This is a genomic window from Micromonospora trifolii (assembly GCF_022229005.1).
Classification (GTDB): domain Bacteria; phylum Actinomycetota; class Actinomycetes; order Mycobacteriales; family Micromonosporaceae; genus Micromonospora; species Micromonospora trifolii.
In genome coordinates this window covers 224,634-250,990 of the sequence record NZ_JAKKFD010000034.1, presented here as the reverse complement: position 1 = coordinate 250,990, position 26,357 = coordinate 224,634, and the positions used below count along the sequence as shown (strand labels likewise).

At 71.2% G+C, this 26,357-nt stretch carries 23 protein-coding genes and 1 pseudogene; 9 read left to right on the top strand and 15 right to left on the bottom strand.

Annotated elements, in window-relative coordinates:
* Positions 1–42 precede the first annotated feature (42 nt).
* Positions 43–744, top strand: a complete 702-nt coding sequence (locus tag NIE79_RS21420) for a lysoplasmalogenase (RefSeq protein WP_238680245.1) — start codon at positions 43–45, stop codon at positions 742–744.
* Here the strand turns inward: NIE79_RS21420 and NIE79_RS21415 are convergent.
* Entirely contained in the window at positions 713–1,510 is a 798-nt protein-coding gene (locus NIE79_RS21415) for a tyrosine-protein phosphatase (RefSeq protein ID WP_238680244.1), read from the bottom strand. The genes NIE79_RS21420 and NIE79_RS21415 overlap by 32 nt on opposite strands.
* A gap of 44 nt (positions 1,511–1,554) precedes the next feature.
* On the opposite strand from NIE79_RS21415, the gene NIE79_RS21410 reads away from it, so the two are divergent.
* On the top strand, positions 1,555–2,652 hold the full coding sequence (locus NIE79_RS21410) for a mandelate racemase/muconate lactonizing enzyme family protein (protein WP_238680243.1): 1,098 nt from the start codon (positions 1,555–1,557) through the stop codon (positions 2,650–2,652).
* Positions 2,652–3,635 (top strand): C40 family peptidase, encoded by a 984-nt coding sequence (locus tag NIE79_RS21405; protein ID WP_238680242.1) that lies wholly within the window; start codon positions 2,652–2,654, stop codon positions 3,633–3,635. The genes NIE79_RS21410 and NIE79_RS21405 overlap by 1 nt, the downstream gene beginning before the upstream one ends.
* A gap of 98 nt (positions 3,636–3,733) precedes the next feature.
* Here NIE79_RS21405 and NIE79_RS21400 read toward each other — a convergent pair whose 3' ends face one another.
* From NIE79_RS21400 to pnuC, 3 genes are all read right to left on the bottom strand, one after another.
* Positions 3,734–4,732: a TerC family protein gene (locus tag NIE79_RS21400; RefSeq protein WP_112622339.1), complete on the bottom strand. Its 999-nt coding sequence runs from the start codon at positions 4,730–4,732 to the stop codon at positions 3,734–3,736.
* A gap of 311 nt (positions 4,733–5,043) precedes the next feature.
* Complete coding sequence (locus tag NIE79_RS21395; RefSeq protein ID WP_238680241.1) at positions 5,044–6,168, bottom strand: AAA family ATPase; 1,125 nt, start codon at positions 6,166–6,168, stop codon at positions 5,044–5,046.
* Positions 6,165–6,821, bottom strand: coding sequence for a nicotinamide riboside transporter PnuC (gene pnuC / locus NIE79_RS21390; protein ID WP_238680240.1), 657 nt, complete (start codon positions 6,819–6,821; stop codon positions 6,165–6,167). Before pnuC ends, NIE79_RS21395 begins: the two co-directional genes overlap by 4 nt.
* An 82-nt stretch (positions 6,822–6,903) precedes the next feature.
* On the opposite strand from pnuC, the gene NIE79_RS21385 reads away from it, so the two are divergent.
* Positions 6,904–7,197 carry an antibiotic biosynthesis monooxygenase family protein gene (locus NIE79_RS21385; protein ID WP_238680239.1) on the top strand — a complete coding sequence of 98 codons (294 nt, stop codon included), beginning with the start codon at positions 6,904–6,906 and terminating at the stop codon, positions 7,195–7,197.
* 122 nt (positions 7,198–7,319) lie between these two features.
* On the opposite strand, the gene NIE79_RS21380 is transcribed toward NIE79_RS21385, so the two are convergent.
* The 4 genes from NIE79_RS21380 to uvrB all read right to left on the bottom strand — a co-directional run bounded on the left by NIE79_RS21380 (position 7,320) and on the right by uvrB (position 11,835).
* Positions 7,320–8,177, bottom strand: a complete 858-nt coding sequence (locus tag NIE79_RS21380) for a helix-turn-helix domain-containing protein (protein ID WP_238680238.1) — start codon at positions 8,175–8,177, stop codon at positions 7,320–7,322.
* A 197-nt stretch (positions 8,178–8,374) separates the two neighbouring features.
* Positions 8,375–8,743: a VOC family protein gene (locus NIE79_RS21375; RefSeq protein WP_238680237.1), complete on the bottom strand. Its 369-nt coding sequence runs from the start codon at positions 8,741–8,743 to the stop codon at positions 8,375–8,377.
* Positions 8,744–8,834: 91 nt separating this feature from the next.
* Positions 8,835–9,644 (bottom strand): helix-turn-helix domain-containing protein, encoded by an 810-nt coding sequence (locus tag NIE79_RS21370; RefSeq protein WP_238680277.1) that lies wholly within the window; start codon positions 9,642–9,644, stop codon positions 8,835–8,837.
* Between the two features lie 82 nt (positions 9,645–9,726).
* A complete protein-coding gene (gene uvrB / locus NIE79_RS21365; protein WP_238680236.1) occupies positions 9,727–11,835 on the bottom strand; it encodes an excinuclease ABC subunit UvrB in 2,109 nt (702 codons plus the stop codon).
* A 206-nt stretch (positions 11,836–12,041) separates the two neighbouring features.
* Between uvrB and NIE79_RS21360 the strand changes: the two genes are divergently transcribed.
* Positions 12,042–13,895 (top strand): hypothetical protein, encoded by a 1,854-nt coding sequence (locus NIE79_RS21360; RefSeq protein ID WP_238680235.1) that lies wholly within the window; start codon positions 12,042–12,044, stop codon positions 13,893–13,895.
* A gap of 9 nt (positions 13,896–13,904) precedes the next feature.
* On the opposite strand, the gene coaE is transcribed toward NIE79_RS21360, so the two are convergent.
* Both coaE and rpsA read right to left on the bottom strand, forming a co-directional pair.
* Positions 13,905–15,086, bottom strand: a complete 1,182-nt coding sequence (coaE, locus tag NIE79_RS21355; RefSeq protein ID WP_238680234.1) for a dephospho-CoA kinase — start codon at positions 15,084–15,086, stop codon at positions 13,905–13,907.
* A gap of 432 nt (positions 15,087–15,518) precedes the next feature.
* Positions 15,519–17,030, bottom strand: coding sequence for a 30S ribosomal protein S1 (rpsA, locus tag NIE79_RS21350; RefSeq protein WP_238680233.1), 1,512 nt, complete (start codon positions 17,028–17,030; stop codon positions 15,519–15,521).
* A gap of 383 nt (positions 17,031–17,413) precedes the next feature.
* Between rpsA and NIE79_RS21345 the strand changes: the two genes are divergently transcribed.
* From NIE79_RS21345 to NIE79_RS21330, 4 genes and pseudogenes are all read left to right on the top strand, one after another.
* Positions 17,414–18,220 (top strand): class I SAM-dependent methyltransferase, encoded by an 807-nt coding sequence (locus tag NIE79_RS21345; RefSeq protein ID WP_238680232.1) that lies wholly within the window; start codon positions 17,414–17,416, stop codon positions 18,218–18,220.
* Positions 18,221–18,274: 54 nt separating this feature from the next.
* On the top strand, positions 18,275–18,880 hold the full coding sequence (locus NIE79_RS21340) for a Uma2 family endonuclease (RefSeq protein ID WP_238680231.1): 606 nt from the start codon (positions 18,275–18,277) through the stop codon (positions 18,878–18,880).
* A 36-nt stretch (positions 18,881–18,916) separates the two neighbouring features.
* The gene (locus tag NIE79_RS21335; protein ID WP_238680230.1) at positions 18,917–19,135 is read left to right on the top strand and encodes a hypervirulence associated TUDOR domain-containing protein; all 219 of its coding nucleotides are present in this window, start codon (positions 18,917–18,919) and stop codon (positions 19,133–19,135) included.
* Positions 19,122–19,466, top strand: a pseudogene (locus NIE79_RS21330) (DUF3140 domain-containing protein); the annotation flags it as partial. The gene NIE79_RS21335 and the pseudogene NIE79_RS21330, both read left to right, overlap by 14 nt.
* 261 nt (positions 19,467–19,727) lie before the next feature.
* Here NIE79_RS21330 and polA read toward each other — a convergent pair.
* The 5 genes from polA to NIE79_RS21305 form a co-directional block, all read right to left on the bottom strand.
* Positions 19,728–22,427 (bottom strand): DNA polymerase I, encoded by a 2,700-nt coding sequence (gene polA / locus NIE79_RS21325; RefSeq protein ID WP_238680229.1) that lies wholly within the window; start codon positions 22,425–22,427, stop codon positions 19,728–19,730.
* 124 nt (positions 22,428–22,551) lie between these two features.
* Positions 22,552–23,265, bottom strand: a complete 714-nt coding sequence (locus NIE79_RS21320) for an ABC transporter ATP-binding protein (protein ID WP_238680228.1) — start codon at positions 23,263–23,265, stop codon at positions 22,552–22,554.
* The gene (locus tag NIE79_RS21315) at positions 23,252–24,193 is read right to left on the bottom strand and encodes an ABC transporter ATP-binding protein (protein WP_238680227.1); all 942 of its coding nucleotides are present in this window, start codon (positions 24,191–24,193) and stop codon (positions 23,252–23,254) included. The genes NIE79_RS21320 and NIE79_RS21315 overlap by 14 nt, the downstream gene beginning before the upstream one ends.
* Positions 24,186–25,364 (bottom strand): branched-chain amino acid ABC transporter permease, encoded by a 1,179-nt coding sequence (locus NIE79_RS21310; protein WP_238680226.1) that lies wholly within the window; start codon positions 25,362–25,364, stop codon positions 24,186–24,188. The genes NIE79_RS21315 and NIE79_RS21310 overlap by 8 nt, the downstream gene beginning before the upstream one ends.
* Entirely contained in the window at positions 25,361–26,344 is a 984-nt protein-coding gene (locus NIE79_RS21305) for a branched-chain amino acid ABC transporter permease (protein ID WP_238680225.1), read from the bottom strand. The genes NIE79_RS21310 and NIE79_RS21305 overlap by 4 nt, the downstream gene beginning before the upstream one ends.
* Positions 26,345–26,357: the final 13 nt, after the last annotated feature.

Sequence of the window (26,357 nt, the reverse complement as noted above, 5' to 3'; positions counted from 1 at the left end):
CGTGCGGGCTAGGCTGCTCGCACCCCCACCCCGGAGCCGCAGATGCCCCGCAGTCGCACCGTGCTGATCGCCTTCCTCGTCGTGACGGCGGCGAACCTGCTGGCCAACGCCACCGGCGGCGGCCTGGCCTTCCTGCTCACCAAGCCGCTGCTGATGCCGCTGCTGGCCGCGTACCTGTGGCAGGTCAGCGCCGAACGCGCCACCCGACCCGACCGGCTGCTACTGGCCGCGCTGGCCTTCGCCACCGGCGGCGACGTCGCCCTCATGATCGACGGCACCGGCTGGTTCCTCGCCGGCATGGCCTGCTTCCTCGGCACGCACCTCTGCTACCTCGCGGCCTTCACCCGGCACGGCGCCGCGACCGCGCTGCGCCGTGCGCCGCTGGTCGCCGTCCCCCTGGGGTACGCGGTGCTGACCGTCGTCGCCCTGACCTGGATGTGGGCCGGGCTCAGCGACGCCGGGCTGGCCGTGCCGGTGGCCGGCTACGCGCTCGCGTTGGCCGCCATGGCCAGCACCGCCGCCACCCAGGGTTGGCGCGTCGGTCTCGGCGCCGCGCTGTTCCTCGGCTCCGACCTGCTGATCGCCGCCGGGGTGGCCGAGGTGGCCCGACCACCCGGCGCGCCGGTGCTGGTCATGGCGACCTACGCCGCCGGCCAGGCACTGATCGTCACCGGCCGCGCCGCCCGCACCGGCACACCCACCGACGCGCCGGTCACTCCAGCAACTGCGCCCGCAACGCCCTGAGGTCGGAGTCGGTGAGCCCCAGCCCGTCGCGCAGGTACGCCTCGAACGAGCCGTGCACCCGACGCACCTCGGCGTAAGCGGCGTCGAGATACTCGGCGCGGACCTCCAGCACCGGCACCACCGCGTCGACGTCCAGCTCGGGGTTGCGCCGGCGCATCGCCTCGACGATCACCGCCCGCAGACTGCCGGTCAGCTCGTTGTTGCGCAGGTAGTCGGCGCGAATGGCCGCCTCGTCCACCCCGAGCGCCGTCAACAGGATGACTGTCAGCCAACCGGTGCGGTCCTTGCCGGCGGAGCAGTGGTAGAGCAGCGGCAGGTTCTCCGGCCGGGTCGCCAGCCGCACCGCCTCGGCGAAACCCACCCGGGCCGACTCCCCGGTGACGAACCAGCGGTAGATCGCCGCCATCGCCCCCGCCGTGCCCTGCCGGGCCAGCTCCGCGTACGCGTCCAGGTCGTGACCGAGCAGCACCGCCGAGACGTACGTGAAGACCGGGTGCTCCGCGTCGTGCACGGGCAGGCGCACCACCCGTGGCTCACCGCCGAACCGGTCCTCCGGGGCGACAGCGATCTCCGAGGCGTCGCGCAGATCCACCACGCACGCCGGCCCCAGCTTCGCCAGCACCGGTAGGTCCTCGTCGGTCAGCCGACCCAGCGCCGGAGTGCGAATCAACTGCCCGACGCGGACCCGCCGCCCGTCCGCGCCGACGAGCCCACCCAGGTCACGCGCGTTCGGTGCACCCACCAGCTCCCAGCCCTGCCCGGTCATCCGGTCTCCCCTCCCACCGTGAACCTCCGTATAGGGTGCCCTACATGACGATCTCGGCGGTACGCACCCACCGGGTTTCCGCCCCCTTACACACCCCATTCGTCACCGCGTTGCGCCGTACCACCACTGTGGACACCCTGATCGTCGAACTCGTCGACAGCGACGGCCGGTCCGGCTTCGGCGAGGCGCCGCAGGTCTGGCAGGTCACCGGCGCGTCGGTCGCCGGTGCGCAGGCGTGCGTGCGCGAGATGCTCGGCCCACAGCTGATCGGCCGTGACCCGGACGACCTGGTGACCCGTTGCGCCGAGGTGCAGCGCGCGGTGGTCGGCAACGAGGCCGCGAAGGCGGCGGTGGACGTCGCCCTGCACGACCTCGCCGCGCGGCGGCTCGGCGTACCCCTGGTGCGGTTGCTCGGGGGCACCACGCTGCGGGTCCCGACGGACGTCACCCTCGCCGCGGGCGACGCGGTGGACCTGGCGGCCGCGGCACGGCAGCGGCAGGCCGACGGCTTCGACGTGCTCAAGTTGAAGGTCGGCACCGACGCGGCCAGCGACCTGGACCGGGTACGCGCGGTACGGGCGGCCGTGGGCCCGGGCACCCGGATCCGGCTGGACGCCAACCAGGGCTGGACGCCCCGGGAGGCGGTCCGGGTGATCCGCGGCATCGAGGACGCCGGGCTCGACGTGGAGTTGGTCGAGCAGCCGGTGGCCCGCTGGGACCTGGACGGGCTGGCCTGGGTCAGCGACCGGGTGTCAGTGCCGATCCTGGCCGACGAGGCGGTGTTCGGGGTCCGTGACCTGGTGGAGGTGATCCGCCGCCGGGCCGCCGACCTGGTAAACGTCAAGCTGGCCAAGTGCGGTGGGCTGCATCCGGCCCGTACCCTCCTCGACCTGGCCACCGCGCACGGGCTCGGCACCGTTGTCGGCTCGATGATGGAGAGCCAGGTCGGCATCGGGGCTGCCGCGAGCCTGGTCGCCGCGTACGGCACCACAGCGGTCCCCGACCTGGACGCCGCCTGGTGGCTGGCGTGGTCACCGGTGCAGGGGGGCATCCGCTACGAAGGGGCGAGCGTGGTGCTGCCGGACGCACCTGGCCTGGGCATTTCCGGCCTCGCTGAAGCAAAAGTGCAGGCTCGTGGTTGATGACCGTCGGTTTCTTTCATAGGGTTCCCCTGGACAGCCGACACGATCTGGGGGTTGACGTGGAGCTGCAACCGGGCCGCGAGGCCGTCGTCCGGGTCGCCGTGGCGACGCTGTGGACCTCCCCCGAGGCAGTCCGCCCGGTCGACCGTCCGGCGCTGACCGCCGGCGCCGACATCCCGACCTGGGTCTCCGGAATGGACACCGACCAGCAGGTCGGCGACTGCGTGCTGAGCCAACTTCTGCTCGGCGAGCGGGTCCTCGTCAGCGAGCTGCGCCCGGACGGCTGGGCCCGGGTCGTCGCCGTCGAACAACCAGCCGCCAAGCTGGACCCCCGCGGCTACCCGGGCTGGCTCCCCGCCGAGCAGTTGGCCGTTCTCGACCCGGCCCACACCAGCACCGACCACCCACTGGTGGTGGACGCCACTGTCACCGGGCTGCACGCCGCCCCCAACGGGCCAGTGGTGCTCCCCGGTGTCGTCGTCGGCACCCGGCTCGTCCCGGCCGGCCCCTCGCTCGACGACTGGCAGCCGGTGCACGTCCCCGGCCGGGCCACCCCGCTCTGGTTGCCCGAGCGCCACCTGGTCGCGTCCTCGGCCGCGTCGCCGACCGCCGCGCAGGCGCTCGCTGTGGCACAGCGCCTGCTGGACGTGGTCTACATCTGGGGCGGTCTCTCCGCGCACGGCATCGACTGCTCGGGCCTGGTGCATCTGGCCTGGCGGAGGTTCGGGGTGCTGCTGCCCCGCGACGCCGACGACCAGGCCGTGGCCACCACCCCGCTGCCGTTGGGCGCGGAACGCCCTGGCGATCTCTACTTCTTCGCCCGACCCGGCCGCAAGATCCACCACATCGGCATCGTCACCGTCACCCCCGGCGACGGCGGCCAACGCCGGATGCTGCACGCCTGCTACCGGCGGCGGCGGGTCATCGAGGAGGAACTGCCGGCCGACCGCACCGCCACACTGGTGGGCGCGCACCGGGTCTAGGGCGCGTTTCGGACGTGTCGGTCGGCGCAGGCCGGCCAGCAGGTGCAGGACAAGCCCTTCACCGGCCGGGCGCGTGTCCGCACCCGGCCGGCGACCGGTCAGTGTCGGGCGTCGGCCAACTCGCGGCGCCGGTCCCGGGAGGACTTGATCAGGCTGGCGGCGGTGGCGATGCCCAGGGTGCCGATGATGACCAGCAACGACAGCCAGATCGGGATGTGCGGCGCCCAGCCGACGTGCTCGCCGCCGTTGATGAACGGCAGGTTGTTGTCGGCCAGTGCCTCCAGCACCAGCTTGACCCCGATGAAGCCGAGCACGACGGCCAGGCCGTAGCTCAGGTAGATCAGCCGGTCGAGCAGGCCACCGAGCAGGAAGTAGAGCTGCCGAAGGCCCATCAGCGCGAAGACGTTGGCGGTGAAGACCAGGTACGGCTCCTGGGTGATGCCGAAGATCGCCGGGATCGAGTCCAACGCGAAGATCAGGTCAGTGGTGCCGATCGCGATCATCACGATCAGCATCGGCGTGAACAGCCGCTTGCCGGCCACGTGGGTGGTCAGCTTCGCGCCGTCGTAGTCCTTCGAGATCGGCAGCGCCTTGCGGCTCCACCGGATCAGCACGTTCTCGGAGAACTCGTCCTCGTCCGGCTCACCCTGCCGGGCCAGGTTCACCGCGGTGTAGATCAGGAACGCGCCGAAGATGTAGAAGACCCAGGAGAACTGCGTGATCAGCGCCGCACCGGCCGCGATGAACCCGCCGCGCATCACCAGCGCCAGCACGATGCCGACGAGCAGCACCTTCTGCTGGTACTGCCGAGGCACCCCGAAGCGGGCCATGATGATCACGAAGACGAAGAGGTTGTCCACCGAGAGGCTGTACTCGGTGAGCCAGCCGGTGTAGAACTGGCCGGCCGCGCTGGCCCCGGAGGTCAGCCAGACACCCGCACCGAAGAGCAGGGCGAGGCCGACGTAGAAGCCGACCCAGAGGCTCGACTCCCGCACACTCGGCTCGTGCGGGCGCCGACCGATGATCAACAGGTCGACGAGCAGGACCGCAGTCAGTGCGACAAGCGTTCCCGCCCACACCAATCCGGACACGTCCAACGTTCATTCCTCCGGCAGACACGCGGCGTCGGGCACACCGTACGCCCCTGCGGGAGCCGGCGTGCCGCTGACGCTCACTCTGGTGACTGTCGGAGGTCTCTTCCGCCGTCGCCCCAAGGGGCGGCGACCTACGGGGCCGGGTCGGGACGCCGTGGTTCCGGCGATCGACCGTGCTGACGACTCCGTTGCGGGGGAATACTCCCCTCCTCGGTGACCATTGTTGCCCACCACGCCCCGTGATCACACCCCGGGCACCCGGTGGCGCCGGACACCCGCTCGACGCGTCACACCGGCTACGGCTTCCTAGGAGGCTAGTGCACGTCTGGTGCGGCGATCGGGTCGGCGAGCAACCAGCCGGCGGAAAGCAGGTCGTCGCAGGCCCGCACCGCCCGGGCCAACCGATCGGCGTGCGACCCGGTCAACTCCACCACCGGCACCCCGCACCCGGCCAGCTCGGCCCGGAACCGTTCGGTCATCCAGGCCCGCAGGTGCTCACCGTCGCGCAGCCCGTCATCGGTGAACGGCACCCCCCGGTGATCCGTCAGCAGATACAGCGCCGGCCGACGCGCCGCCGCCCGCACCTCCTCCGACGCGCTGCCCAGGTAGCGCTCCTCCCACACCGCCGTCGCCCGCGCGTCGGTGTCGCAGACCAGCAGCGGCCCGCTCGTCCGGGCCGCCGCGTCCTCGGCCGCCTGCTGCTCGCGGACCACAGCGCGGAAGTCGTCACGGTCCCAGACGACGTCGAACACTGTCGCCTCCGGCGTTCGTTCCCGCAACCGGGCCAGCTTGCGAGCCGTCAACTCCCGGCCGTACTCCGGCACCCAGGACGTGCCGTAGTGCTCGGCGAGCGCCGCCGCCATCGTCGTGGTCCCGGTCGACTCGGCCCCGACCACCACCACCCGCCGGACGAACCACGCCCGCACCGGCGGGCTGAGCCACCGCCAGTGACCCGCGGGGTCCGCGCGCACCGCCGTCCCGGACACCGGCACGGTCCGCCGATCCGGATCCACCGACACGGGTACGGCGTGGAAGCGGCGCGCCAGCTCGGCGCCGTACGCCTCGGAGGAGAAGACCGCGTCCACCGAATCCGACCCGACCGCCTCCCGGAACACTGCGCAGTGCGCGTCCCAGACGGCCGGATCGGCGTAGTCCACCGGGTGGTCGTCGTACCGGCCGACGACACGGACCCACGGCGTGTCCGCGTGCGCCTCCCGCAGCCAGTCGAGGCGCAGCGCAAGCGCAATGGACTCCCGACGCGAGGGTGCCACGACGACTGTCACCTCGGCGCAGCGGGCGGCGGCGGCCCGGATCAGCGCGTGGTGCCCGGCGTGCGGTGGATAGAACTTGCCCACCACCATTCCGTGCCCGAACTCCGCGGCGGCCGAGTGCGCCGGCACGCGTGGCGCCGGCGTACGGCCGGATGTCTCGGCGTTCACGCGGTGGCCGGGGCCGGGCCCTGCGGGACCGCGCTCGGCCGGTCGGCCCGACGCAGGTCGGCCCGCCAGGCGCGCAACCCGAGCACGCACAGGGCGAGGAAGACCAGATAGAGGACGGCCGTCAGGTGCAGCCCCTTGTACGCGTACAACGGGATGTAGATCAGGTCGGCGGCGATCCAGAGCCACCAACTCTCCACCCGCTTGCGGGTCTGCCCGTACGTGGCCAGCAGCGACAGCGCCGTGGTCAACGCGTCCGGCAGCGGCACTGTCGAGTCGGTGCCCCGGTCCAGCAGCACCCAGAGCGCCCCGGTGAGCAGCACCCCGGCGGCGGCCAGCGCCAGCCACTCCCGCCGCCCCGTCCGGCTCACAGTGAGCCGGGTGCGCCGCTCGCCCCCGAACAGCCAGTGCCACCAGCCGTAGCAGCCGAGCGCCACGTAGACGACCTGGAGGCCGGCGTCGGCGTACAGCCCGGCGGTCCAGAACAGCACCATGAGCAGCAGCACGTTGGCGATGCCGATCGGCCAGTTGGCGATCTTCTGCCGGGCCACCAACCACACGTTGAGCACACCGGTCGCGAACCCCAGCAGCTCCGCCCAGGTGGTGCCCGTACCGGCCACCCGAAACGCGGTGCCGGTGAGCCAATCGATGATCACGAGGCCACCCTAGGGGCGTCGGCCACGTCGGAACAGACCCCGCGACACCGACCGCCCCGAACGCCGTGGGAGGCTGTCCGACATGGTGCTTGAGGTCGCGTTGATCGACGTACTACCCGGACACGAGGACGCGTTCGCCGCCGCGTACGCCGAGGGTCACCCGGTGCTCGCCGGGGCGACCGGTTGCCGGTCCGTGCGGATGACCCGAGGGATCGAGTCACCGACCCGCTTCGTGCTGCTCGTCGAATGGGACTCGGTCGAGGCGCACGAGAAGAACTTCCGGGCCACCGAACGGTTCGACACGTGGCGGGCGCTGATCGGGCCGCACTTCGCGGGACCGCCAGTCGTCGAACACTTCCTCGACGTACCGGCCTGAGCCGGGCTGTCGTACCCCACGGTTATCGTGCCGGGCGCACGCGCCGGCCGCCGGTCCCGACGGACTCGGGGGCGCCGGGCCCGGTGGCCGCGCGGCGCGTCACCGTCGACACCCCTGAGCCGTTACTCGCCGACGCGGCGGGCCAGCGCTGTGACCGTCTCCTCCGGTGACAGCGCCGCGGCCAGCAGCGCCGCGGTCATCCGCTCGTAGCGGTCGACGTCGAGCACGGTGGCCAACCGGACGTCGGTGGTCAACGCCTCGAGCATCACAGTGCGCGGGTCCGCCGGGTCGGGAAAGGCGTAGCAGGAATACGGTGTGAGCGGATGCAGCCCGCCACCGGCCGCCCCGCGCGGCAACAGCCGCACAGTGACGTGGGACAGGCCGGTCACGGCGACCAGATGACGTAGCTGTTCACGCCAGACCGCCACCGGCAGGTCACCCGGGTCGCAGACGGCCTCGGCGAGCACCGCCGTGTAGCGCGGCGGGTAGGCCCGCCGCAGCACCTCCTGCCGCAGGGCCCGGGCGCGCACCTCGGCCTCCACATCGACCTCCGGCGTGAGCTGGACGCCGGCCGTGACCAACACCCGGGCGTACGCGGGCGTCTGGAGCAGCCCCGGCACCACCGACGGCTGGTACTCGACGATGTCGGCGGCGCCCGCCTCCAACTCGGCGTAGGTGCGCTGCCGTTCGCTCATCTCGCCCAGCGTCTTCCACCAGCCCCGGCTGGTGGCCGCGTCCCGGGCGATGACGATCAGCGCCTCCCGGGCGGGCGTCGGCACCTTGTAGACATCCAGCAGATCGAGCACGTCGGCGAGGTCCGGACGGCTCTGACCCAGCTCGATGCGGGACAGCTTCGACGTCGAGGCCCAGCCCAGCCGGTCGCAGACCTGCTCCAGGGTCAGCGACTCGCGCCGACGGAGTTGGCGCAGCTCTGCGCCGAGACGTGCACGTCGAATGACAGGACTTGTTGGCAGCGGCATCCCGGCCTCCCCACCGAGGGAGACTACGCAGGACGATCACCCAGTGCAATAGCTCGCTCGCGCACCGCAATCAGGGCATTCAGCGCCGCAGACCGACCCGGCCGGCCCGCACACACCGTTTCCGCAGCTCAGGAGCGGTTGAAGGCGGCGAAGGCTGGTTCCGGCGGGCCGCGAGTCCCCGCTCGGCGCGGCTGGGCTCAGGGTCGGTAGGTGCCGAAGGACCAGACGTTGCCGGCCAGATCGCGGGCGGCGTAGTCACGGGAGCCGTAGTCGGTGTCGAACGGCTCGCGGACGATCTCGGCGCCGGCCGCGCGGGCCTGGGCGCAGTGCGCGTCGACGTCCGGTACGGCCACGTAGACCGACCAGGCGTCGTCGGCCGGCCGAGGCGCCGCGTCGGCCCGACCACCCAACATGATCATGCCGGTGTCGAGGACCAGCTCGGCGTGCGCGACGGTGCCGTCCGGCGCCTCGTGCACGGCATGCGCCCGGAAACCGAAGGCGACGCCGAGCCAGTCGATCGCGGCCCGGGGATCGGGATAACGGAAGATCGGATAGATGGTTCGCATGAACCGATTCTGCGGCCGGCGACACTAATCCGGATTGGACGAATGTGACCTCGGCGGAGCCCCGACCCGCCCGCGGGTCAGCCGGCCGTCGTCACCGGCCGGCGAGCAGCGCGGCCGGCGTGGCGCCCGCGAACTGGTGGAAGTCCCGGATCAGGTGGGACTGGTCGTAGTAGCCGCAGCCCGCCGCGACGGCGGCCCAGTCGACTGCTCGCCCGTCCACCCCGACCTGGGTCGACGCGGCGGAAGCCCGCTGAAAACGCAGCAGCCGGGCGGCCATCTTGGGCGGCAGCCCGACCTCCTGCCGGAACCGGGACGCGAGGTGCCGTCGGCTCCAGCCCAGCTCGTCGCCGAGCGCACCGACGCTCCCCCGCCCGCCGCCGGCGGCCAGCCACCGCCACGCCCAGTCCAGCCGCGGGTCCACCGGCGGGGACGCCGCCAGCCGGGCGGTGAGCACCCGGTCGAGCAGGGCGAACCGCTCCGGCCAGCCGGGGGCCTCGGCGAGCCGGCCGCGCAGCCGATCCAGCCAACGGCCCGGGAGTTGCCCGACGCCGACGGCCCGATTGGTCAGCTCGCTCAGCGGCAGACCGAGCAGCCGGCGGGCGGTCAGGGGGGCGAGCAGCAACTCGACGCCCTCCCCCACACCCACAGTGCGCGTGGTGCACCAACTGTCGAAGGTGCCGGCCACGAACGAGTCGACAGCGGTGACGCCGCGCTGCGCGCTGCGCGGGTCGGTCACGTCCAGCGGAGCGCCCCAGCCCAGGATCAGCACCACGAAGACGCCCGCCGACTCCCGGCGGACCAGTGGCACGTCCGCCCGTTCCCGGTAGCCCACGTACCTGTCGACGAACTGACGCAGGCCGGCGTCGGGCAGCCCGAGGACCATCTCGCCGATCGGCGCCACCGCCGTCAACAGTGCCCGCCCTTCGCGTGCCCCGGTCGGCCGGGCCCGAGCGGGGCTCTGGGCGGGGCCGACCGGGTGGCCGTCACTTCACGCCGGCGGCGTCCATGCCGCGCAGCTCCTTCTTCAGGTCGGAGACCTCGTCGCGGATCCGGGCCGCCAACTCGAACTGAAGCTCGCGGGCGGCGGCCAACATCTGGTCGTTGAGCTCCTGGATGAGCTGGGCGAGGTCGGCGCGGGCCATCCCCTCCCGTGAGGTGGTGGTCGCGGCGGACCGGCTCCGGCTACGGGTCTCCTTGACCGGCGCCTTGCCTCGGGACAGCTGACGCACCGCACCGCCGACCCGGGAGTTCTCGGTGTCCTCCGCCTCGCGGTAGATGTCGTCCAGGATGTCGTGGATCTTCTTACGCAGCGGCTCCGGGCTGATGCCGTGCGCCTCGTTGTGCGCGATCTGCTTGGCCCGACGCCGATCGGTCTCGTCGATCGCCGCCGCCATCGACGGGGTGATCTTGTCGGCGTACATGTGCACCTGACCGGAGACGTTACGGGCGGCCCGCCCGATGGTCTGGATCAGCGATCGGCCGCTGCGCAGGAAGCCCTCCTTGTCGGCGTCGAGAATCGCCACCAGCGACACCTCGGGCAGGTCCAGACCCTCGCGGAGCAGGTTGATGCCGACGAGCACGTCGTAGTCGCCCTTGCGCAGCTCGCGCAGCAGCTCCACCCGGCGCAACGTGTCGACCTCCGAGTGCAGGTAGCGCACCCGGATGCCGTTCTCCAGGAGGTAGTCGGACAGGTCCTCGGCCATCTTCTTGGTCAGCGTGGTGACCAGCACCCGCTCGTCCCGGTCGGTCCGCAGCTTGATCTCGTGCATCAGGTCGTCGATCTGACCCTTGGTCGGCTTGATCACGACCTCCGGGTCGACCAGACCGGTGGGTCGGATCACCTGCTCGACGAACTCGCCCTGGGCCTGCTCCATCTCCCAGGTGCCGGGGGTCGCGGAGAGGTAGACCAGCTGGCCGACCCGCTCCAGGAACTCGTCGAAGCGCAGCGGCCGGTTGTCGGCCGCGCTGGGCAGCCGGAAGCCGTGGTCGATGAGCATCCGCTTGCGGGACGCGTCGCCCTCGTACATGCCGCCGATCTGCGGGATGGTCACGTGCGACTCGTCGACCACAGTGAGGAAGTCGTCGGGGAAGTAGTCGAGCAGGGCGTGCGGCGGGCTGCCGGGCAACCGCCCGTCCATGTGCATCGAGTAGTTCTCGATGCCGGAGCAGAAGCCCACCTGCCGCATCATCTCGATGTCGTAGGTGGTGCGCATCCGCAGCCGCTGCGCCTCCAGCAGCTTGCCCTGCCGCTCCAGCTCGGCGAGGCGCTCGGCCAGCTCCACCTCGATGTCGCGGATCGCCCGTTCCATCCGCTCCGGACCGGCCGCGTAGTGGGTGGCCGGGAAGATCACCAGCTGGTCGACCTCGCGGACCACGTCACCGGTCAGCGGGTTGAGGTAGTAGAGCTTCTCCACCTCGTCACCGAACAGCTCGATGCGGATCGCCAGCTCCTCGTACGCCGGGATGATCTCCAGCGTGTCGCCGCGGACCCGGAAGGTGCCCCGCTGGAAGGCCATGTCGTTGCGGGTGTACTGAATGTCGACCAGCCGGCGCAGCAACTGGTCGCGGTCGAGCTCCTGCCCGATCTGCACCTTCACCGCCCGGTTGAGGTACTCCTCCGGGGTGCCCAGGCCGTAGATCGCCGAGACGGTCGCCACCACGATCACGTCGCGGCGGGTGAGCAGCGACATCGTCGCCGAGTGCCGCAGCCGCTCCACCTCCTCGTTGATCGAGGAATCCTTCTCGATGTAGGTGTCGGTCTGCGGGATGTAGGCCTCGGGCTGGTAGTAGTCGTAGTACGAGACGAAGTATTCGACAGCGTTGTGCGGCAGCAGCTCGCTGAACTCCTTGGCCAGCTGCGCGCAGAGCGTCTTGTTCGGGGCGAGCACCAGGGTGGGGCGTTGCAGCCGCTCGATCAGCCACGCCGTGGTGGCGCTCTTGCCGGTGCCGGTCGCGCCGAGCAGAACGGTGTTGCGGTCGCCGCGCCGAACCCGACGCTCAAGGTCATCGATGGCCGCCGGTTGGTCGCCGGCCGGCTGGAAGTCACTGACGACCTGGAAGCGGCTGTCCAGCCGGGGAATGTCGAGCGCCATGCCATCAACGGTACGCCGGAGGTCCGACAGGAACGGCCGTCACGCCAGGTACGTGATCGGCTTCAATATTCCCATTGTGTGGCCCATGTCACCGGGACTACCCTCTTCATGTAGGCCGCTCGCGGCGGCCGACCGGGCCGGTGGCCAGGCCAACATCACGGCCGGTCGCCCCCGGCACTGCGGTCGCAGCACCCGGCTCGTCCGGCGTGCGCACCCGTGTGGTCGCGCTCGAGGCGCAGACCGGCCGCCGCGAGCGCCCCTGCTCGTCACCCCGGTGCCTCCCCGCCCGTTTCATCTCCGTGGACACCTCCCCGACCCCGGCGCCCGACACCGCCCGCACCGCCACCCCCCGGCCGGACGACCCGAGCACCGGGCGGCACCGCACCGGCCCAGCCGGCAGCGCCTCGGCGGCCAGCCGGACCCCCGGCGACACCGGAGGTAGGCCCACGGCCAACCGGTCCGGCGGCGGCTCGCGCCGGGCCACCGCCGGCCGCACGACCGACGACACACGCCGGGCCGCCGCCGAGCGGAACCGCGAGACCGCCCGCCGCGACGACACCCCGGACACCGCCGACACCGCCGAGGCCGCCGACACCGCCGGCCCGCCCTCGGCCGGGCGACGTCGGCGTACGGTGCTGCTGCTCGGCCTGACGGCGGTGACGTCCGCGACGGCCCTGGTGCTCGGGCTGTTGAGCTGGGCGCCCGACCCGCCCGAGCCGGCCCGGCCGCTGACACTGGCGGAGGGCAAGCGGCTGGCCGCCACGCGGGTCACCAACCTGCGGGACCTGCGCGCCGGCGTACGGGTCACAGCCGGCGCCGGCGCCGCCCGCATCGAACTGGTGGGCTGGGTGGACTGGTCCCGGTCGCTGCTCTACCTCGACGTGGGCGGGCCGGGCGCGGGTGCCGAACGCGGACTGTTGCAGAGAAGCGGTCCGGTGCTGGTGATCCGGCCCGATCCGGCGGCGGTGCCCACCCCCGCGGCCCCACCGCTGATGCCCCCGGCGGATCGGTGGCGGCTGCACCGACTGGCGCCCGGGGCGCACCTGGCACCGGTGCTCGACCTGCTCCTCGACCTCGCCGCTGACCGCCCGGACACCACGACCCGGACGACACCCTCCGACGGGGCGCGCTGGATCGCCCGGGAGACCGTGCCGGCCGGCCCCCTGGACGTCATACAGGCACCACTGCCCAGCGGCGCGCCAACCGCCAGCACGGCCATCGGCACCCCCGGCGCCGCGACGCCCGCCCCGGACGGACCGACCCGGTACTGGCTCGACCAGGACGCCCGGCTGCACAAACTGGTGACCCGACTGCCCGGCGCCGGCCCGGTCACGATGATCTTCAACCGGGCGGACCGACCGACACTACGACCGGTGGACGCACTCGGCGGTCGCCCCGGTCTGCCCCGCGCGCTGACCGACGCCGAGCAGCGTCGGCTCGACCGGCTGCCGGCCCGGCTCCGCAACCAGGGCGGCGCCACTGTGACGCTGACCGCGCCGACGGGGACCGACACGAACCTGCGGGGCGCCGGCTGGTTGAGCTGGACCGCGCGTACCGCGTACCTCGCGGTCGCCGACCTGGGCGTACCGGATCGCCGGACCCTGCTGCGACGCGACGCCGCCGGTCTGGCCCGGGCGGACCTGCCGGCGGTCGATGCCGGCGGCGGGACCGCGGAAGCGCCGGCCCGGCCGCCGCTGCCGCCCCCGGCCGGCGGCTGGCGGGTTTCCCGGCCCGGCCTGGACGACCTGAGCATGCTGGTCGACGCCGCAATCGCCGCCGGGTCGATCGGGCAGCGCGGCGCGGCCGTGCGGGTACGCGAGGACTTCACCGCCGGACGGACCGTGGACGTGATCGAGTCGGGTCCGGCCGACGCCCGGCTGCGGTACTGGCTCGACCGGGACGGGTCGCTCCGCCGGCTCGAAATGCGGACCGACGCCGGGGCGTGGGCGCACCTGGATCTCCAGCCCGCCGTCGTGCCCCGACTGGCCGCCAACCCTCGGCCCGCCGCCCCTCGACCGTCGACCCGTCGGTCTTCAGCCCCTCGGCCCGGTCCCCGCTGACCGGCACCCTCAGGGGCGCCAGCCGGTCTGCCCGGCCCACTGCTCGGCGCGCAGGTACTCCTCGTCGAACCACGGGTTCCGGGCCGTGCCCGAATCGCCGGCCTCCGGCGCCGCGTCGACCAGGTCCCGCTTGAGCACCAGGTAAGCGGCCCGCTGATCCGGGTCGGCACGCAGGTGGTCGCGCATCAGCAACGCGTACCGCCAGCCCGGCGAATCCGTCAGCCGCACGTGCAGACGAACCGGCCGGGCCGGGTCCGCACTGCCGTGCAGGCGCTTCTCCCACCGGCCCCGGCCGGCCGGGCGCGGGTCGTCCCACCACTGCCCCGGCACCCGCGGGAACCCGGCGCTCGCCAGCCGATCGGCCAACGGCCCGTCGGCGTCGGCGAGGCTGGCGACCGCCACCTGCACGTCGATGACGTTCTGGGCGGCCAGGCCGGGCACCGCGGTGGACCCGATGTGATCGATCCGTAGGGCATCCGAGCCGAGCGCGTGCTGGATCCGGGCGGCCAGCCGCGCGTACTGCTCCGGCCAACTCGCGTCGGCCCCGGCCAACTCGGCCGCATCCGGCGCAACCACCCGCCGCTGGCGCAGATTGTCCTCGTAGGGCACCAACCGCTGCTTCCAGAGCCGGTCGACGGCGTCGTGCAGCGCCGCCAGACTCCCGTCGTTGGTCAGCACCACGTCCGCCGCCGCCCGGCGGCGGGCGTCGTCGGCCTGGGCGGCGATCCTCCGCTCAGCCTCCGCGCGACCCATCCCCCGGTCGCGCGCCAGCCGCTCCAGTCGGGTCGACACTGCCGTCTGCACCACGACCACCAGGTGGTACGTCGGAGCGAGACCCACCTCGACCAGCAGCGGCACGTCGTTGACGACTAACGCGTCGGGTGCCGCCGCAGCGGCCAACTCCGCGGTGCGGGCCCGGACCCGGGGGTGGGTGATCGCCTCCAGTCGACGGCGGGCGGTCTCGTCGGCGAACACCACAGCTCCCAGTGCGGCACGGTCCAGGGCGCCGTCGGCGTCCAGCACCGCGTCGGAGAAGGCGGCGACGATCTCGGCCAGCCCGTCCGTACCCGGGGCCACCACCTCCCGGGCCACCCGGTCGGCGTCAATGAGCACCGCGCCCCGCTCGACGAACCGCGCTGCCACCGCGCTCTTGCCTGACCCGATTCCGCCGGTCAACCCCACCCTCAGCACCCGAACAGTCAACCGGATCGACAAGCCCGCCGCCAAACCCACCCACGGCCCGGTGACCTCCCAACCCACCCCGGCCGCGACCACTCCCGTCCCGGCGCCTGGCACCCGGCGCCGGCCCCGCTCACGGTCCCGCCCCGCGCCCGCGCCCGTTTCCCGCGCCCGTGCCCGTTTCCCGCGCCCCGCGCCCCGCGCCCCGCGCCCCGCAAGATCGTGCTCGATCCGGGATGTAGTGGTGTGCGGTGCCCGGGAGGCCCCTACATCATGGATCGAGCGCGATCTTGGCGGTCCGCACCAGCCGCGCATGCCGCGCCGGCCACAGCACCCAGCCGCCGGCACACCCAGCCGCCGGCGCACCCTGCCCGGGGCAAGGCGAGGGCCCCGCCCCCAGCGATCCGGAGATCGCGGGGACGGGGCCCGTCGTCGTTCAGCGGGTCACTTACCGCCGGCGAGCTTCTCCCGCAGTGCGGCGAGCGCCTCGTCGGTGGCCAGCGTGCCGGCCGGCTCCTCGGCCTGCCGGCTCGGGGCCGGGCTGGACGAGGAGGTGGTGCCACCGCCACCGCCACCGGCTGCGGCCGGAACGACCGGAGTCGGGTTGGCAGCAGCCTCGGCGTCGGCAGCCCGAGAGGTCTGCACCTGCTTGGTGTGGGCCTCCCAGCGCACACGAGCCTCGGCGTACTGGTTCTCCCAGGTCTCGCGCTGCTTGTCGTACCCCTCGAGCCACTCGCCCGTCTCGGGGTCGAAGCCCTCCGGGTAGATGTAGTTGCCCTCGGTGTCGTACGTCGCGGCCATGCCGTAGAGGGTCGGGTCGAAGTGCTCCTCGCCCTCGACGAAGCCCTCGTTGGCCTGCTTGAGCGACAGCGAGATCCGGCGACGCTCCAGGTCGATGTCGATGACCTTGACCATGACCTCGGAGCCAACCTGGACGACCTGCTCCGGGATCTCCACGTGGCGCTCGGCCAGCTCGGAGATGTGGACCAGGCCCTCGATGCCGTCGTCCACGCGGACGAACGCACCGAACGGAACCAGCTTGGTGACCTTACCCGGCACGATCTGCTGGATCGCGTGGGTGCGGGCGAACTGCCGCCACGGGTCTTCCTGGGTCGCCTTCAGCGACAGCGAGACCCGCTCGCGGTCCAGGTCGACGTCCAGGACCTCGACCTCGACCTCCTGGCCCACCTCGACGACCTCGGACGGGTGGTCGATGTGCTTCCAGGACAGCTCGGAGACGTGCACCAGACCGTCGACGCCGCCGAGGTCCACGAAGGCGCCGAAGTTGACGATCGAGGACACGACGCCCTTGCGGACCTGGCCCTTCTGCAGCTTGTTGAGGAACTCGGTGCGCACCTCGGACTGCGTCTGCTCCAGCCAGGCCCGGCGGGACAGGACCACGTTGTTGCGGTTCTTGTCCAGCTCGATGATCTTGGCCTCGAGCTCCCGCCCGACGTACGGCTGCAGGTCGCGCACACGACGCATCTCGACCAGGGACGCGGGCAGGAAGCCGCGCAGCCCGATGTCGAGGATGAGGCCGCCCTTGACCACCTCGATGACCGAACCGCGGACGACGCCGTCCTCGTCCTTGATCTTCTCGATCGTGCCCCAGGCCCGCTCGTACTGTGCCCGCTTCTTGGAGAGGATCAGACGACCCTCCTTGTCCTCCTTCTGGAGGACCAGGGCCTCGATGTGGTCGCCAACCGTCACAACCTCGGCGGGGTCCACGTCGTGCTTGATCGACAACTCCCGAGAGGGGATGACACCCTCGGTCTTGTAGCCGATGTCGAGCAGGACCTCGTCCCGATCGACCTTGACGACGGTGCCTTCGACAATGTCGCCGTCGTTGAAGTACTTGATGGTCTCGTCGATCGCGGCGAGGAATGCCTCCTCGGAACCGAGATCGTCGTGGGTGACCCGGGTGGCGCTCGAGGGGGCCTCGATGCTGCTCGTCATGTGGGCGGTTGCTCCGGTCGGTGGGTTGTCACAGCAGGCTGGTGTGTCGCAGTGACCTGTTCGCGCCAGCGGATCCGTCGCCGGGCACACCGAACGATCGCCTAGTGAGATCATGATGTGGCTCCGTCGACCGCGCACCTGCTCCCTGCCGAGGCAACGCGATCCGCGAGCGCATCGTCTAGCCTACCGTGCGCATTACCACAGCGTGCAAGCCCTCCCGGGTTCTCTTCGTGCGATGACCTGCGAAAGCCGAACAATCGCCCGGAAAACACCCCTGCTGTCTCCTGCGTCACAGCAGCCCCTCCGGCCGCTCGGCGAGCGGCCGCGCAGATCCTGGACGCGCCGCCGCACCCAATGGGGTGGGTGGGGCCTAGCGTGAGCGCGTGGATGACGACAGCCGGGTTACCCGGCGCCGGGTCGGTGACGCCGAGGCCCGGCGCGCCAACCGCGGCTGGTGGGACACCGACGCCGACGACTACCAGGCCGAACACGGCGCGTTCCTCGGCGACGTGGACTTCGTGTGGTGCCCGGAGGGCCTGCGCGAGGCCGACGCCCGGCTGCTCGGCGACGTGGCGGGACGGCGGGTGCTGGAGGTCGGCGCCGGCGCCGCGGCCGCCGCCCGCTGGCTCGCCACCCAGGGCGCCCGGCCGGTCGCCTTCGACCTGTCCGCCGGCATGTTGCGGCACGCCGCCGAGGCCGCCGAGCGCACCGGGGTACGCGTACCGCTGGTGCAGGCCGACGCGCTCGCGCTGCCGTTCGCCGACCGGTCGTTCGACGTCGCCTGCACCGCGTTCGGCGCGATCCCGTTCGTGGACGACTCGGCGGCGCTGCTCGCCGAGGTGCACCGGGTGCTGCGCCCGGGCGGCCGGTGGGTGTTCTCGGTGACCCACCCGATGCGGTGGATCTTCCTCGACGACCCCGGCGAGGGCGGCCTGACGGCCGTGCACTCGTACTTCGACCGTTCCCCCTACGTGGAGCAGGACGAGACCGGCGTGGCCACCTACGTCGAGCAGCACCGCACCCTCGGCGACCGGATCCGCGAGCTGGTCGGCGCCGGGTTCCGGCTGCTGGACCTGGTGGAGCCGGAGTGGCCGGAGGGGCACGAGGGGATCTGGGGGCAGTGGAGCCCGCTGCGCGGACGGCTCTTTCCCGGCACCGCCATCTTCGTCACCGAGAAGCCCACCGCCTGAGCGCCGCACGCTCAGTGCGACGGCCCCGCACGCCACGGACGCTACGGTCCGCTGGTGAGCGCATGGCCGAACCCGACACCGCCGGACCGCTGGCGTCCGGACCCGGCACGACAACAGCGCGCCGACTATCAGGTCGCGGACCTGCAGAACCTGCCGGACGACGACTGCCCGCGTGTCGAAATGGTCGACGGAGCCGTCCGGGTGATGCCCTTCCCGACCCTCGGTCACCAGGACATCTCAGGCCTGCTCTGGAGGTGGTGGCGAAGCCACGCGCCGGCGGAGATCCGGGCCACCCAGGCCGTCGCAGTCGAGCTCGATCACCACACCAGCCGACGCCCGGATGTCCTGTTGTGCCGCGCCGACGTGCCGTCCGACCGGTCCTGGCTACGGCCGCACGAAGTCGTGCTCGCCGTGGAGATCGTTTCGCCCGGAACGCGACGGGTCGACCGTTTCGCGAAACCCTGTGAGTACGCCGCCGCCGGCATCCCGTTCTACTGGCGGATCGAGCAGGACCCGGTGCACGTGTACGCGTACCGGATCGGCGACCGGGTGGGGCCGGGCGGTGAGCGGCAGTACGAGCTGGTCGCCGACGGTGCCGACGTGATCGAGCTGACCGAGCCGTTCGAGATCAAGCTGCCGGTCGCCGAGATCACCCCGTAGTCGTTTCGCAGTGGCCGCCACGGGTAGCCGAGGACCATGGCCGAACAGCGATTCCACAAGGGCGACCATGTCTCCTGGTCGGCCCACGGCAGCCGCGCGTACGGCGTGGTGCGGGGGACGATCACCGAGCGGACGCGGATCCGCGGGCGGGCCGTGAACGCCGCCCCCGACGACCCGCAGTACCGGGTCCGCAGTGACGGCACGGGCCGCGAGGTGGCCCACCGCCCCGAGGCGCTGCGTCATGAGCAGAGGTGACGACGGCCGGGACACCTACCGGGAGTTCACCGAAGCGGTGAACATGAAGCCCGGTGAGCTGTCCACGTGGCTGGAGACCGACGAGTCGAAGCAGGTCGGCTGGCACAAGGGCGGTCGTGCTGGTGGTGGGGAGTCCGTCGGGCACGAATCCGGACGGAAGATCATCAACCTGCTCCGCCGCAAGCGCGGTGACCTGTCCGAGGGCGACTACAAGCACATGCGCAAGGTCGTCGGCTACGTACGCCGGCACATGGCGCAGCGCCCCTCCGGCAGCGTCCGCGACACCAAGTGGCGCTGGTCCCTCATGAACTGGGGCCACGACCCCATGAAGTAGCCGGCCATCCGGCCGCAAGATCCGCGCAACGTCGGTGAAGGTGGTCCCTCGAGGTGCCACGACCCAGCACTTTCCCCGGTGTTGCGCAGATCTTGGAACGACGCGCGCCGGCAGGGGCCCGCTTGACCTGGCCGACACCCACCACGCCAACGGGCGCGACCCGGTCAGGGGTTCCGGGGCAGCCCGACCCACGCAGGGATCAAGCCTGACCGCCCGGAGTGGGTCGGGCTGCCCCGGAACCCCCACACCGCAGCCACATCAGTGATCGGCGCTGTTCCAGTCGCGGCCCAGACCGACGGACACCTCCAGCGGCACTGACAACGGGTGAGCCCCGCCCATCTCCCGCCGGACGAGGGCCTCCAGGGCCTCCCGCTCACCGGGGGCGACCTCGAAGACCAACTCGTCGTGCACCTGCAACAGCATCCGCGAGCGCAGCCCGGCCTCGCCCAGCGCGGTGTCGACGTGCAGCATCGCCACCTTGATGATGTCGGCGGCGGAGCCCTGAATGGGGGCGTTGAGCGCCATCCGTTCGGCGATGTCGCGGCGCTGCCGGTTGTCGCTGACCAGGTCGGGCAGGTAGCGGCGGCGACCGAGGATGGTGGAGGTGTAGCCGTCCTGGCGGGCCCGGGCGACCACCTGCTGCAGGTAGTCGCGCACCCCACCGAAGCCGGCGAAGTAGTTCTCCATCAGACCGCGCGCCTCTTCGGTGCTGATGTTGAGCTGCTGGGACAGGCCGAAGGCGCTGAGCCCGTACGCCAGGCCGTAGTTCATGGCCTTGATCTTGCGGCGCTGGTCGGGGGTGACCTCGTCGAGCGGCACCCCGAAGACCGACGAGGCGGTGGCGGCGTGGAAGTCGGCGCCGGAGTTGAACGCTTCGATCAGCGCGTCGTCCGAGCTGAGGTGCGCCATGATGCGCATCTCGATCTGGCTGTAGTCGGCGGTGAGCAGGGACTCGTAGCCGTCTCCCACCACGAAGGCCCGCCGGATCCGCCGGCCCTCCTCCGTGCGGATCGGGATGTTCTGCAGGTTGGGCTCGGTGGAGGAGAGTCGACCGGTGGCCGCCACGGTCTGGTTGAAGGTGGTGTGGATCCGACCGTCGTCGGAAACCGACTTGAGCAGCCCGTCGACTGTCGACTTGAGCTTGGCCACGTCCCGGTGACGCAGCAGGTGGGCCAGCACCGGGTGCGGCTGCTGCGCGTAGAGCCACTGGAGGGCGTCGGCGTCGGTGGTGTAGCCCGTCTTGATCTTCTTGGTCTTCGGCAGACCCAGCTCGGTGAAGAGGATCTCCTGCAACTGCTTGGGCGAGCCGAGGTTGAACTCCCGACCCACCGCTTCGTACGCGCCCTGAGCGGCGGCCTTCACCTCGGCGGCGAAGTGGGCCTCCAACTCGGACAGATAGTCGGTGTCGGCGGCGATGCCGGTGCTCTCCATGGTGGCCAGCACCCGCATCAACGGCAGCTCCACGCCGGCCATCAGCCGGGCGGACTGCTCGCCGTCGCGGGACAGCTCGGCGTCGATCGCGTCGGCCAGGTCGAGGGTGGCCCGGGCCTGGAGCATGAGGTTCTGCTCGACCACCCCTTCGTCACCGAGGCCGTCGAGGGTGAGCTGGCCGGACTCGGGGACGTCCACCCGCAGCTCCCGGTGCAGGTAGCGCAGCGCCAGGTCGGTCAGGTCGTAGGACCGCTGGTCGGGGCGGGCCAGGTACGCGGCGATCTGGGTGTCCCGGACGATGCCGGCGAGGTGCCAGCCGTGCGCGGCGCAGGCCAGCACGGCGGGCTTGCTGTCGTGCAGCACCTTGGGGCGCTGCGCGTCGGCCAACCAGCTGGCCAGGGCGCCCTCGTCGGTCGCGTCGAGACCTGCCGGGTCGACCCAGGCCGCCGCGCCGCCGGCGGTGGCCAGCGCGAGACCGGTGATGGAGGCGGTGTGCCGGCGGTTGGGGCCGGTGTCGAGCTTGACCGCCAACCCGACCGGGGTGCCGGTCGGGACGTGCGTGGTCAGCCACCCGGCCAGCGCGCCGGGCTCGGTGAGCACCTCGCCGGTGAGGTCGAAGCCGGACTCGGCCTCCGGCTCGACAGCCTCCAGGTACTGGTAGAGACGGTCGCGCAGGATGCGGAACTCCAGGGTGTCGAAGACCTGGTGCACCGCCTCCCGGTCCCAACCCGTCCAGCGGGTCTCCTCCGGGCGCAGCGGCAGCTCCAGGTCGGAGACGAGCCGGTTGATCTCGTAGTTGCGGATCACGTCGGCGAGCCGCTCCCGCAGGCTGTCGCCGGCCTTGCCCTTGATCTCGTCGGCCCGGGCGATCACGCCGTCGACCCCGCCGTACGTGGTGATCCACTTGGCGGCGGTCTTCGGGCCGACGCCCGGAATGCCGGGCAGGTTGTCACTGGTCTCACCGACGAGCGCGGCGAGGTCCCGGTACTGCTGTGGCGGAACGCCGTACTTCGCCTCGATCGCCGCCGGGTCCATCCGGGCCAGGTCGGAGACGCCCTTGCGCGGGTAGAGGACGGTGATCTGGTCGTCGACCAACTGGAACGCGTCTCGGTCACCGCTGCTGATCAGCACCGACATGCCCTGGTCGCGGGCCTGGCAGGCGAGCGTGGCGATGACGTCGTCGGCCTCGAAGCCCTCCTTCTCCACCACCGGGATCTGCAGCGCCGCCAGGACCTCCTTGACCAGGCTGACCTGGCCCTTGAAGTCGGTCGGGGTCTCACTGCGGCCGGCCTTGTATTCCGCGTACCTGTCGGTGCGGAAGGAGTGGCGGGAGACGTCGAATGCCACGACGATGTGGGTGGGCTGCTCGTCGCGCAGCACGTTGATCAGCATCGAGGTGAAGCCGTACACCGCGTTGGTCGGCTGACCCGTCGTGGTGGAGAAGTTTTCCACAGGCAGAGCGAAGAACGCCCGGTATGCCATGGAATGTCCGTCGACGAGAAGCAGGCGCGGTGTCGTAGCTGTCACGGCAGCGACTCTAGTCCGTCGCACCGACATCCCTGGCGCTCGGCACGGGGTGCCGCGACGCCGGGCCGAACGCCGACGGCCGGCCACCCCCGCGAGGGGATGACCGGCCGCCGAACTGGGTGGCTCAGGCCACGCCGAGGTACGCCTCCTTGACCGACGGATCGTGCAGCAGGTCCTGACCGGACCCCTCCTTCACGATCCGGCCGGTCTCCAGCACGTAACCGCGGTGTGCCCGCGACAGCGCCTGCTGGGCGTTCTGCTCGACCAGCAGGATCGTGGTGCCCTGCTGGTTGATCTCGGTGATGATGTCGAAGATCTGCCGGATCACCAGAGGGGCCAGCCCCATCGACGGCTCGTCGAGCAGCAGCAGCTTCGGCCGGCTCATCAGCGCCCGACCGACAGCGAGCATCTGCTGCTCGCCGCCGGACAGGGTGCCACCGGCCTGCTTGCGCCGTTCGGCCAACCGCGGGAAGAGGGTCAGCACCCGTTCCAGGTCGGCGGCGATGCCGGCGGAGTCCCGCCGGGTGTACGCCCCCATGTCCAGGTTCTCCATGACCGTCATACCCGGGAAGATCTGGCGACCCTCGGGCGACTGACACAGCCCCCGGACCACCCGCAGGTCGGCCCGGAGCCTGCTGATGTCCTCGCCGTTGAACGTGATCTTGCCCTCGGCCAGCGACCGGGTCCCGGAGATGGCCCGCATGGTGGTGGTCTTACCGGCGCCGTTCGCGCCGATCAGGGCCACCACCTCACCCTCGTTGACGGTGAGGCTGATGCCGTGCAGCGCCTCGATCCGGCCGTACGCGACGGCGACGTTCTCCAGCTCAAGCAGCGTCATCTGCGGGCTCCCCCAGGTACGCGGCGATCACCCTCGGATCGCGGCTGACCTCCGCGGGCGCACCCTCGGCGATCTTGCGGCCGAACTCCAGCACCACGATCCGGTCGGTGACACCCATGACCAGCCGCATGTCGTGCTCGATGAGCAGCACGGTCAGCCCCATGTCACGGATGTTGCGGATCAGGGTGAGGAGTTCCTCCTTCTCCGCCGGGTTGAAGCCGGCGGCCGGCTCGTCCAGGCAGATCAGCTTCGGCTCGGTGGCCAACGCGCGGGCGATCTCCAACCGACGCTGGTAGCCGTACGGCAGGTTGCGCGCCTCGTCGTTGGCCCGGTCGGCGATCCCGACGAAGCGCAACAGCTCGAGCGCCTTGGCCTCGGCGGCCCGCTCCTCGAGGATGTGCCGGGACAACCCGAACGTCTTGGCGAACGTCCGGCGCACCTGCTGCCAGTTCCGGACGATCCCGGACGCGGCGGTGACCTGCGGCAACTCGTGCGGCTTCGGCTTGCGCCGAGGCAGCCGGAAGAGCGCCCCGGGCACGCTGGTCTTGTGCCGGGAGTCGGTGCCGACCATGACGTTCTCCAGCGCCGTCATCTCCGGGAAGAGACGGATGTTCTGGAACGTCCGGGAGATGCCCAACTGGCTGATCTGGTGCGGCTTACGGCCGGTCACCTTCTGGCCGCGGAACCGGACCGCTCCGGAGGTCGGCTTGTAGACCCCGGTCATCACGTTGAAGCTGGTGGTCTTGCCGGCACCGTTGGGACCGATGAGACCGAGGATCTCGCCCTCGTAGATCTGGAAATTGATCTTGTCGAGGGCGACCACGCCACCGAAGCGGAGCGTGACATCGTCGACTTCGAGCAGTACCGACCGGGGCCCCGGCTGGGCCGGGATCTTCGGCGCGGACGTGCTGGTGGTCTGGTCAGACATGAGCGGGCGCCTCCTCTGCCTCTGCCGCGCGGTCCTTCAACTCGCGGGCCCGCCGCCGGCTCGGGATCAGGCCCTGCGGACGCAGGATCATCACCAGCACCATGGCCAGCCCGAAGACCAGCCACCGGTAGTCGGCGAAGTCGCGGAACCGCTCCGGCAGGTACGCCAGCAGGACCGCGCCGAGCGAGACGCCGATCATGTTGCCGGACCCGCCGACCACGACCATGGCGACGAAGAGGATCGAGAGGTTCGCGTTGAACTGGGTCGGGTCGATGAACGCGTTCCGGCTGCCGAAGAGGAAGCCCGACAGGCCACCGAGCGCCGCGCCCATGGCGAACGCCCACAGCTTGAACTTGAACGGGTACACGCCCATCACCGCGGCGGCGTCCTCGTCCTCACGGACCGCGAGCCAGGCGCGACCGACCCGGCTGTGCTCCAGCCGGCGAACCAGCACCACCATCAACAGCACGAAGGTGATCGCCAGCCAGTACCAGGGCTTCGCGTCGATCAGACCGAAGACCTTGTTGTCCGCCGACGGCGGACCCTCCGGACCCGGAATGGCCGAGATACCGACCGGACCGTTGGTGACACCTGTGGCGTTGCGGGCGACGATGCGGATGATCTCACCGAAGCCGAGCGTCACGATGGCCAGGTAGTCACCGCGCAACCGAAGCGTCGGCCAACCCAGCAGCACACCGGAGATCATCGTCAGCACGATCGCGAGCAGGAGGCAGATGCCCCAGGTCACCGCCCAGGTCGGCGGCAGGTTGAACTCCTGCTGGATCCACTTCACCACCGGCGAGTTCACCGAGCCGAACAGCGCCACGCTGTACGCCCCGATGGCGAAGAAGCCGATGTAGCCCAGGTCGAGCAGGCCGGCGAGACCGACCACCACGTTCAGCCCGATGGCGACCAGCACGTAGATGGCGCAGACGAAGAGCACGCCCGCCCAGTTGTTGCCGCCCTCGATCGAGTCGGTACGCAGGTTGTTCAGACCGGGGATCATGAGACCGCCGGGCAGCTTGCCCAGGTACGGCAGGTGGTAGAGGAAGACGAGCAGAGCCACCACACCGATGGCCTTCTGCCACTTCGGCAGGGCCCGCCAACGGTCGCCGACCGAGGTCAGGATGCCGACCCGGCGGCGGTCTGCGGAGCGAATCTTGTCGATCATGCGCGGGCCCTCCCGAGCGACTCACCCAACAGGCCGGTGGGCCGGAACATCAGCACCACGATCAGCACCACGAAGGCGATGACGTCCTCCCAGTTGGACGCGAAGAGCGTGGCGCCGTAGACCTCGACGACGCCGAGGAAGAGACCACCCAGCAGAGCACCGCGCAGGTTGCCGATGCCACCCAGCACGGCGGCGGTGAACGCCTTCAGGCCGAGCACGAAGCCGATGCTGTTCTGGGTGAAGCCGAACCGCATGCTCCACAACAGCGCGGCGGCGCCGGCCATGATGCCACCGAGCACGAAGATCAGCATGATCACGCGCTCCTGGTTGACGCCCATCAGCGCGGCGGTCTCCGGGTTCTGGGCCACCGCTCGCACGCCCCGGCCGTACCGGGTGCGGTTGATGAACCAGTCCAGCAGGGCCATCATCGCCACGGCCGCCACGAAGACGATCAGCTGAATGTTCGTGATCGCGGTGTTGCCGATGGTGAACAGGGTTTCCTGCTGAATGATCGTCGGCATACCGACGATCTGCCGGGGCCGGCCGAACGCCTCCGGCAGCACCGTACCGAGCAGCTTCGGCAGCACCTGCCCGAAGAGCTCCACGAAGACCAGCGACAGGCCGATAGCGGTGATCAGGAAGATCAGCGGCGGTGCGTTCTTGCGCCGCAACGGCCGGTACGCGATGCGCTCGAGCGCCAGGGCCGTACCGCCCGAGGCGACCGCCGCGACGACCAGACCGAGCACCAGGAACAGGATCGCCTGGCCGACAGGGGGGTTATTTTGCACCCCGAGCTGGGTCCACAGGATCAGCACCGCGAAGGTACCGACCATGAACACCTCGGAGTGCGCAAAGTTGATCAGACGAAGGACGCCGTAAACGAGGGTGTAACCAAGGGCGATCAGGGCGTAGATGGCGCCCTTGGACAGGCCATCGACCGTGTGCTGGCCGAGATGGCCGATCAGTTCATCGAAATGCACCGGGGGTCTCCTT

Coding starts and splice junctions, on each gene's coding strand:
- uvrB (WP_238680236.1), bottom strand. CDS start 11,835: ATGGCGCTCGACATTCCCCGGCTGGACAGCCGCTTCCAGGTCGTCAGT.
- NIE79_RS21335 (WP_238680230.1), top strand. CDS start 18,917: ATGGCCGAACAGCGATTCCACAAGGGCGACCATGTCTCCTGGTCGGCC.
- NIE79_RS21375 (WP_238680237.1), bottom strand. CDS start 8,743: ATGCGAACCATCTATCCGATCTTCCGTTATCCCGATCCCCGGGCCGCG.
- NIE79_RS21380 (WP_238680238.1), bottom strand. CDS start 8,177: ATGCCGCTGCCAACAAGTCCTGTCATTCGACGTGCACGTCTCGGCGCA.
- NIE79_RS21415 (WP_238680244.1), bottom strand. CDS start 1,510: ATGACCGGGCAGGGCTGGGAGCTGGTGGGTGCACCGAACGCGCGTGAC.
- NIE79_RS21385 (WP_238680239.1), top strand. CDS start 6,904: ATGGTGCTTGAGGTCGCGTTGATCGACGTACTACCCGGACACGAGGAC.
- rpsA (WP_238680233.1), bottom strand. CDS start 17,030: ATGACGAGCAGCATCGAGGCCCCCTCGAGCGCCACCCGGGTCACCCAC.
- NIE79_RS21315 (WP_238680227.1), bottom strand. CDS start 24,193: ATGTCTGACCAGACCACCAGCACGTCCGCGCCGAAGATCCCGGCCCAG.
- NIE79_RS21420 (WP_238680245.1), top strand. CDS start 43: ATGCCCCGCAGTCGCACCGTGCTGATCGCCTTCCTCGTCGTGACGGCG.
- NIE79_RS21410 (WP_238680243.1), top strand. CDS start 1,555: ATGACGATCTCGGCGGTACGCACCCACCGGGTTTCCGCCCCCTTACAC.
- NIE79_RS21405 (WP_238680242.1), top strand. CDS start 2,652: ATGACCGTCGGTTTCTTTCATAGGGTTCCCCTGGACAGCCGACACGAT.
- NIE79_RS21310 (WP_238680226.1), bottom strand. CDS start 25,364: ATGATCGACAAGATTCGCTCCGCAGACCGCCGCCGGGTCGGCATCCTG.
- NIE79_RS21320 (WP_238680228.1), bottom strand. CDS start 23,265: ATGACGCTGCTTGAGCTGGAGAACGTCGCCGTCGCGTACGGCCGGATC.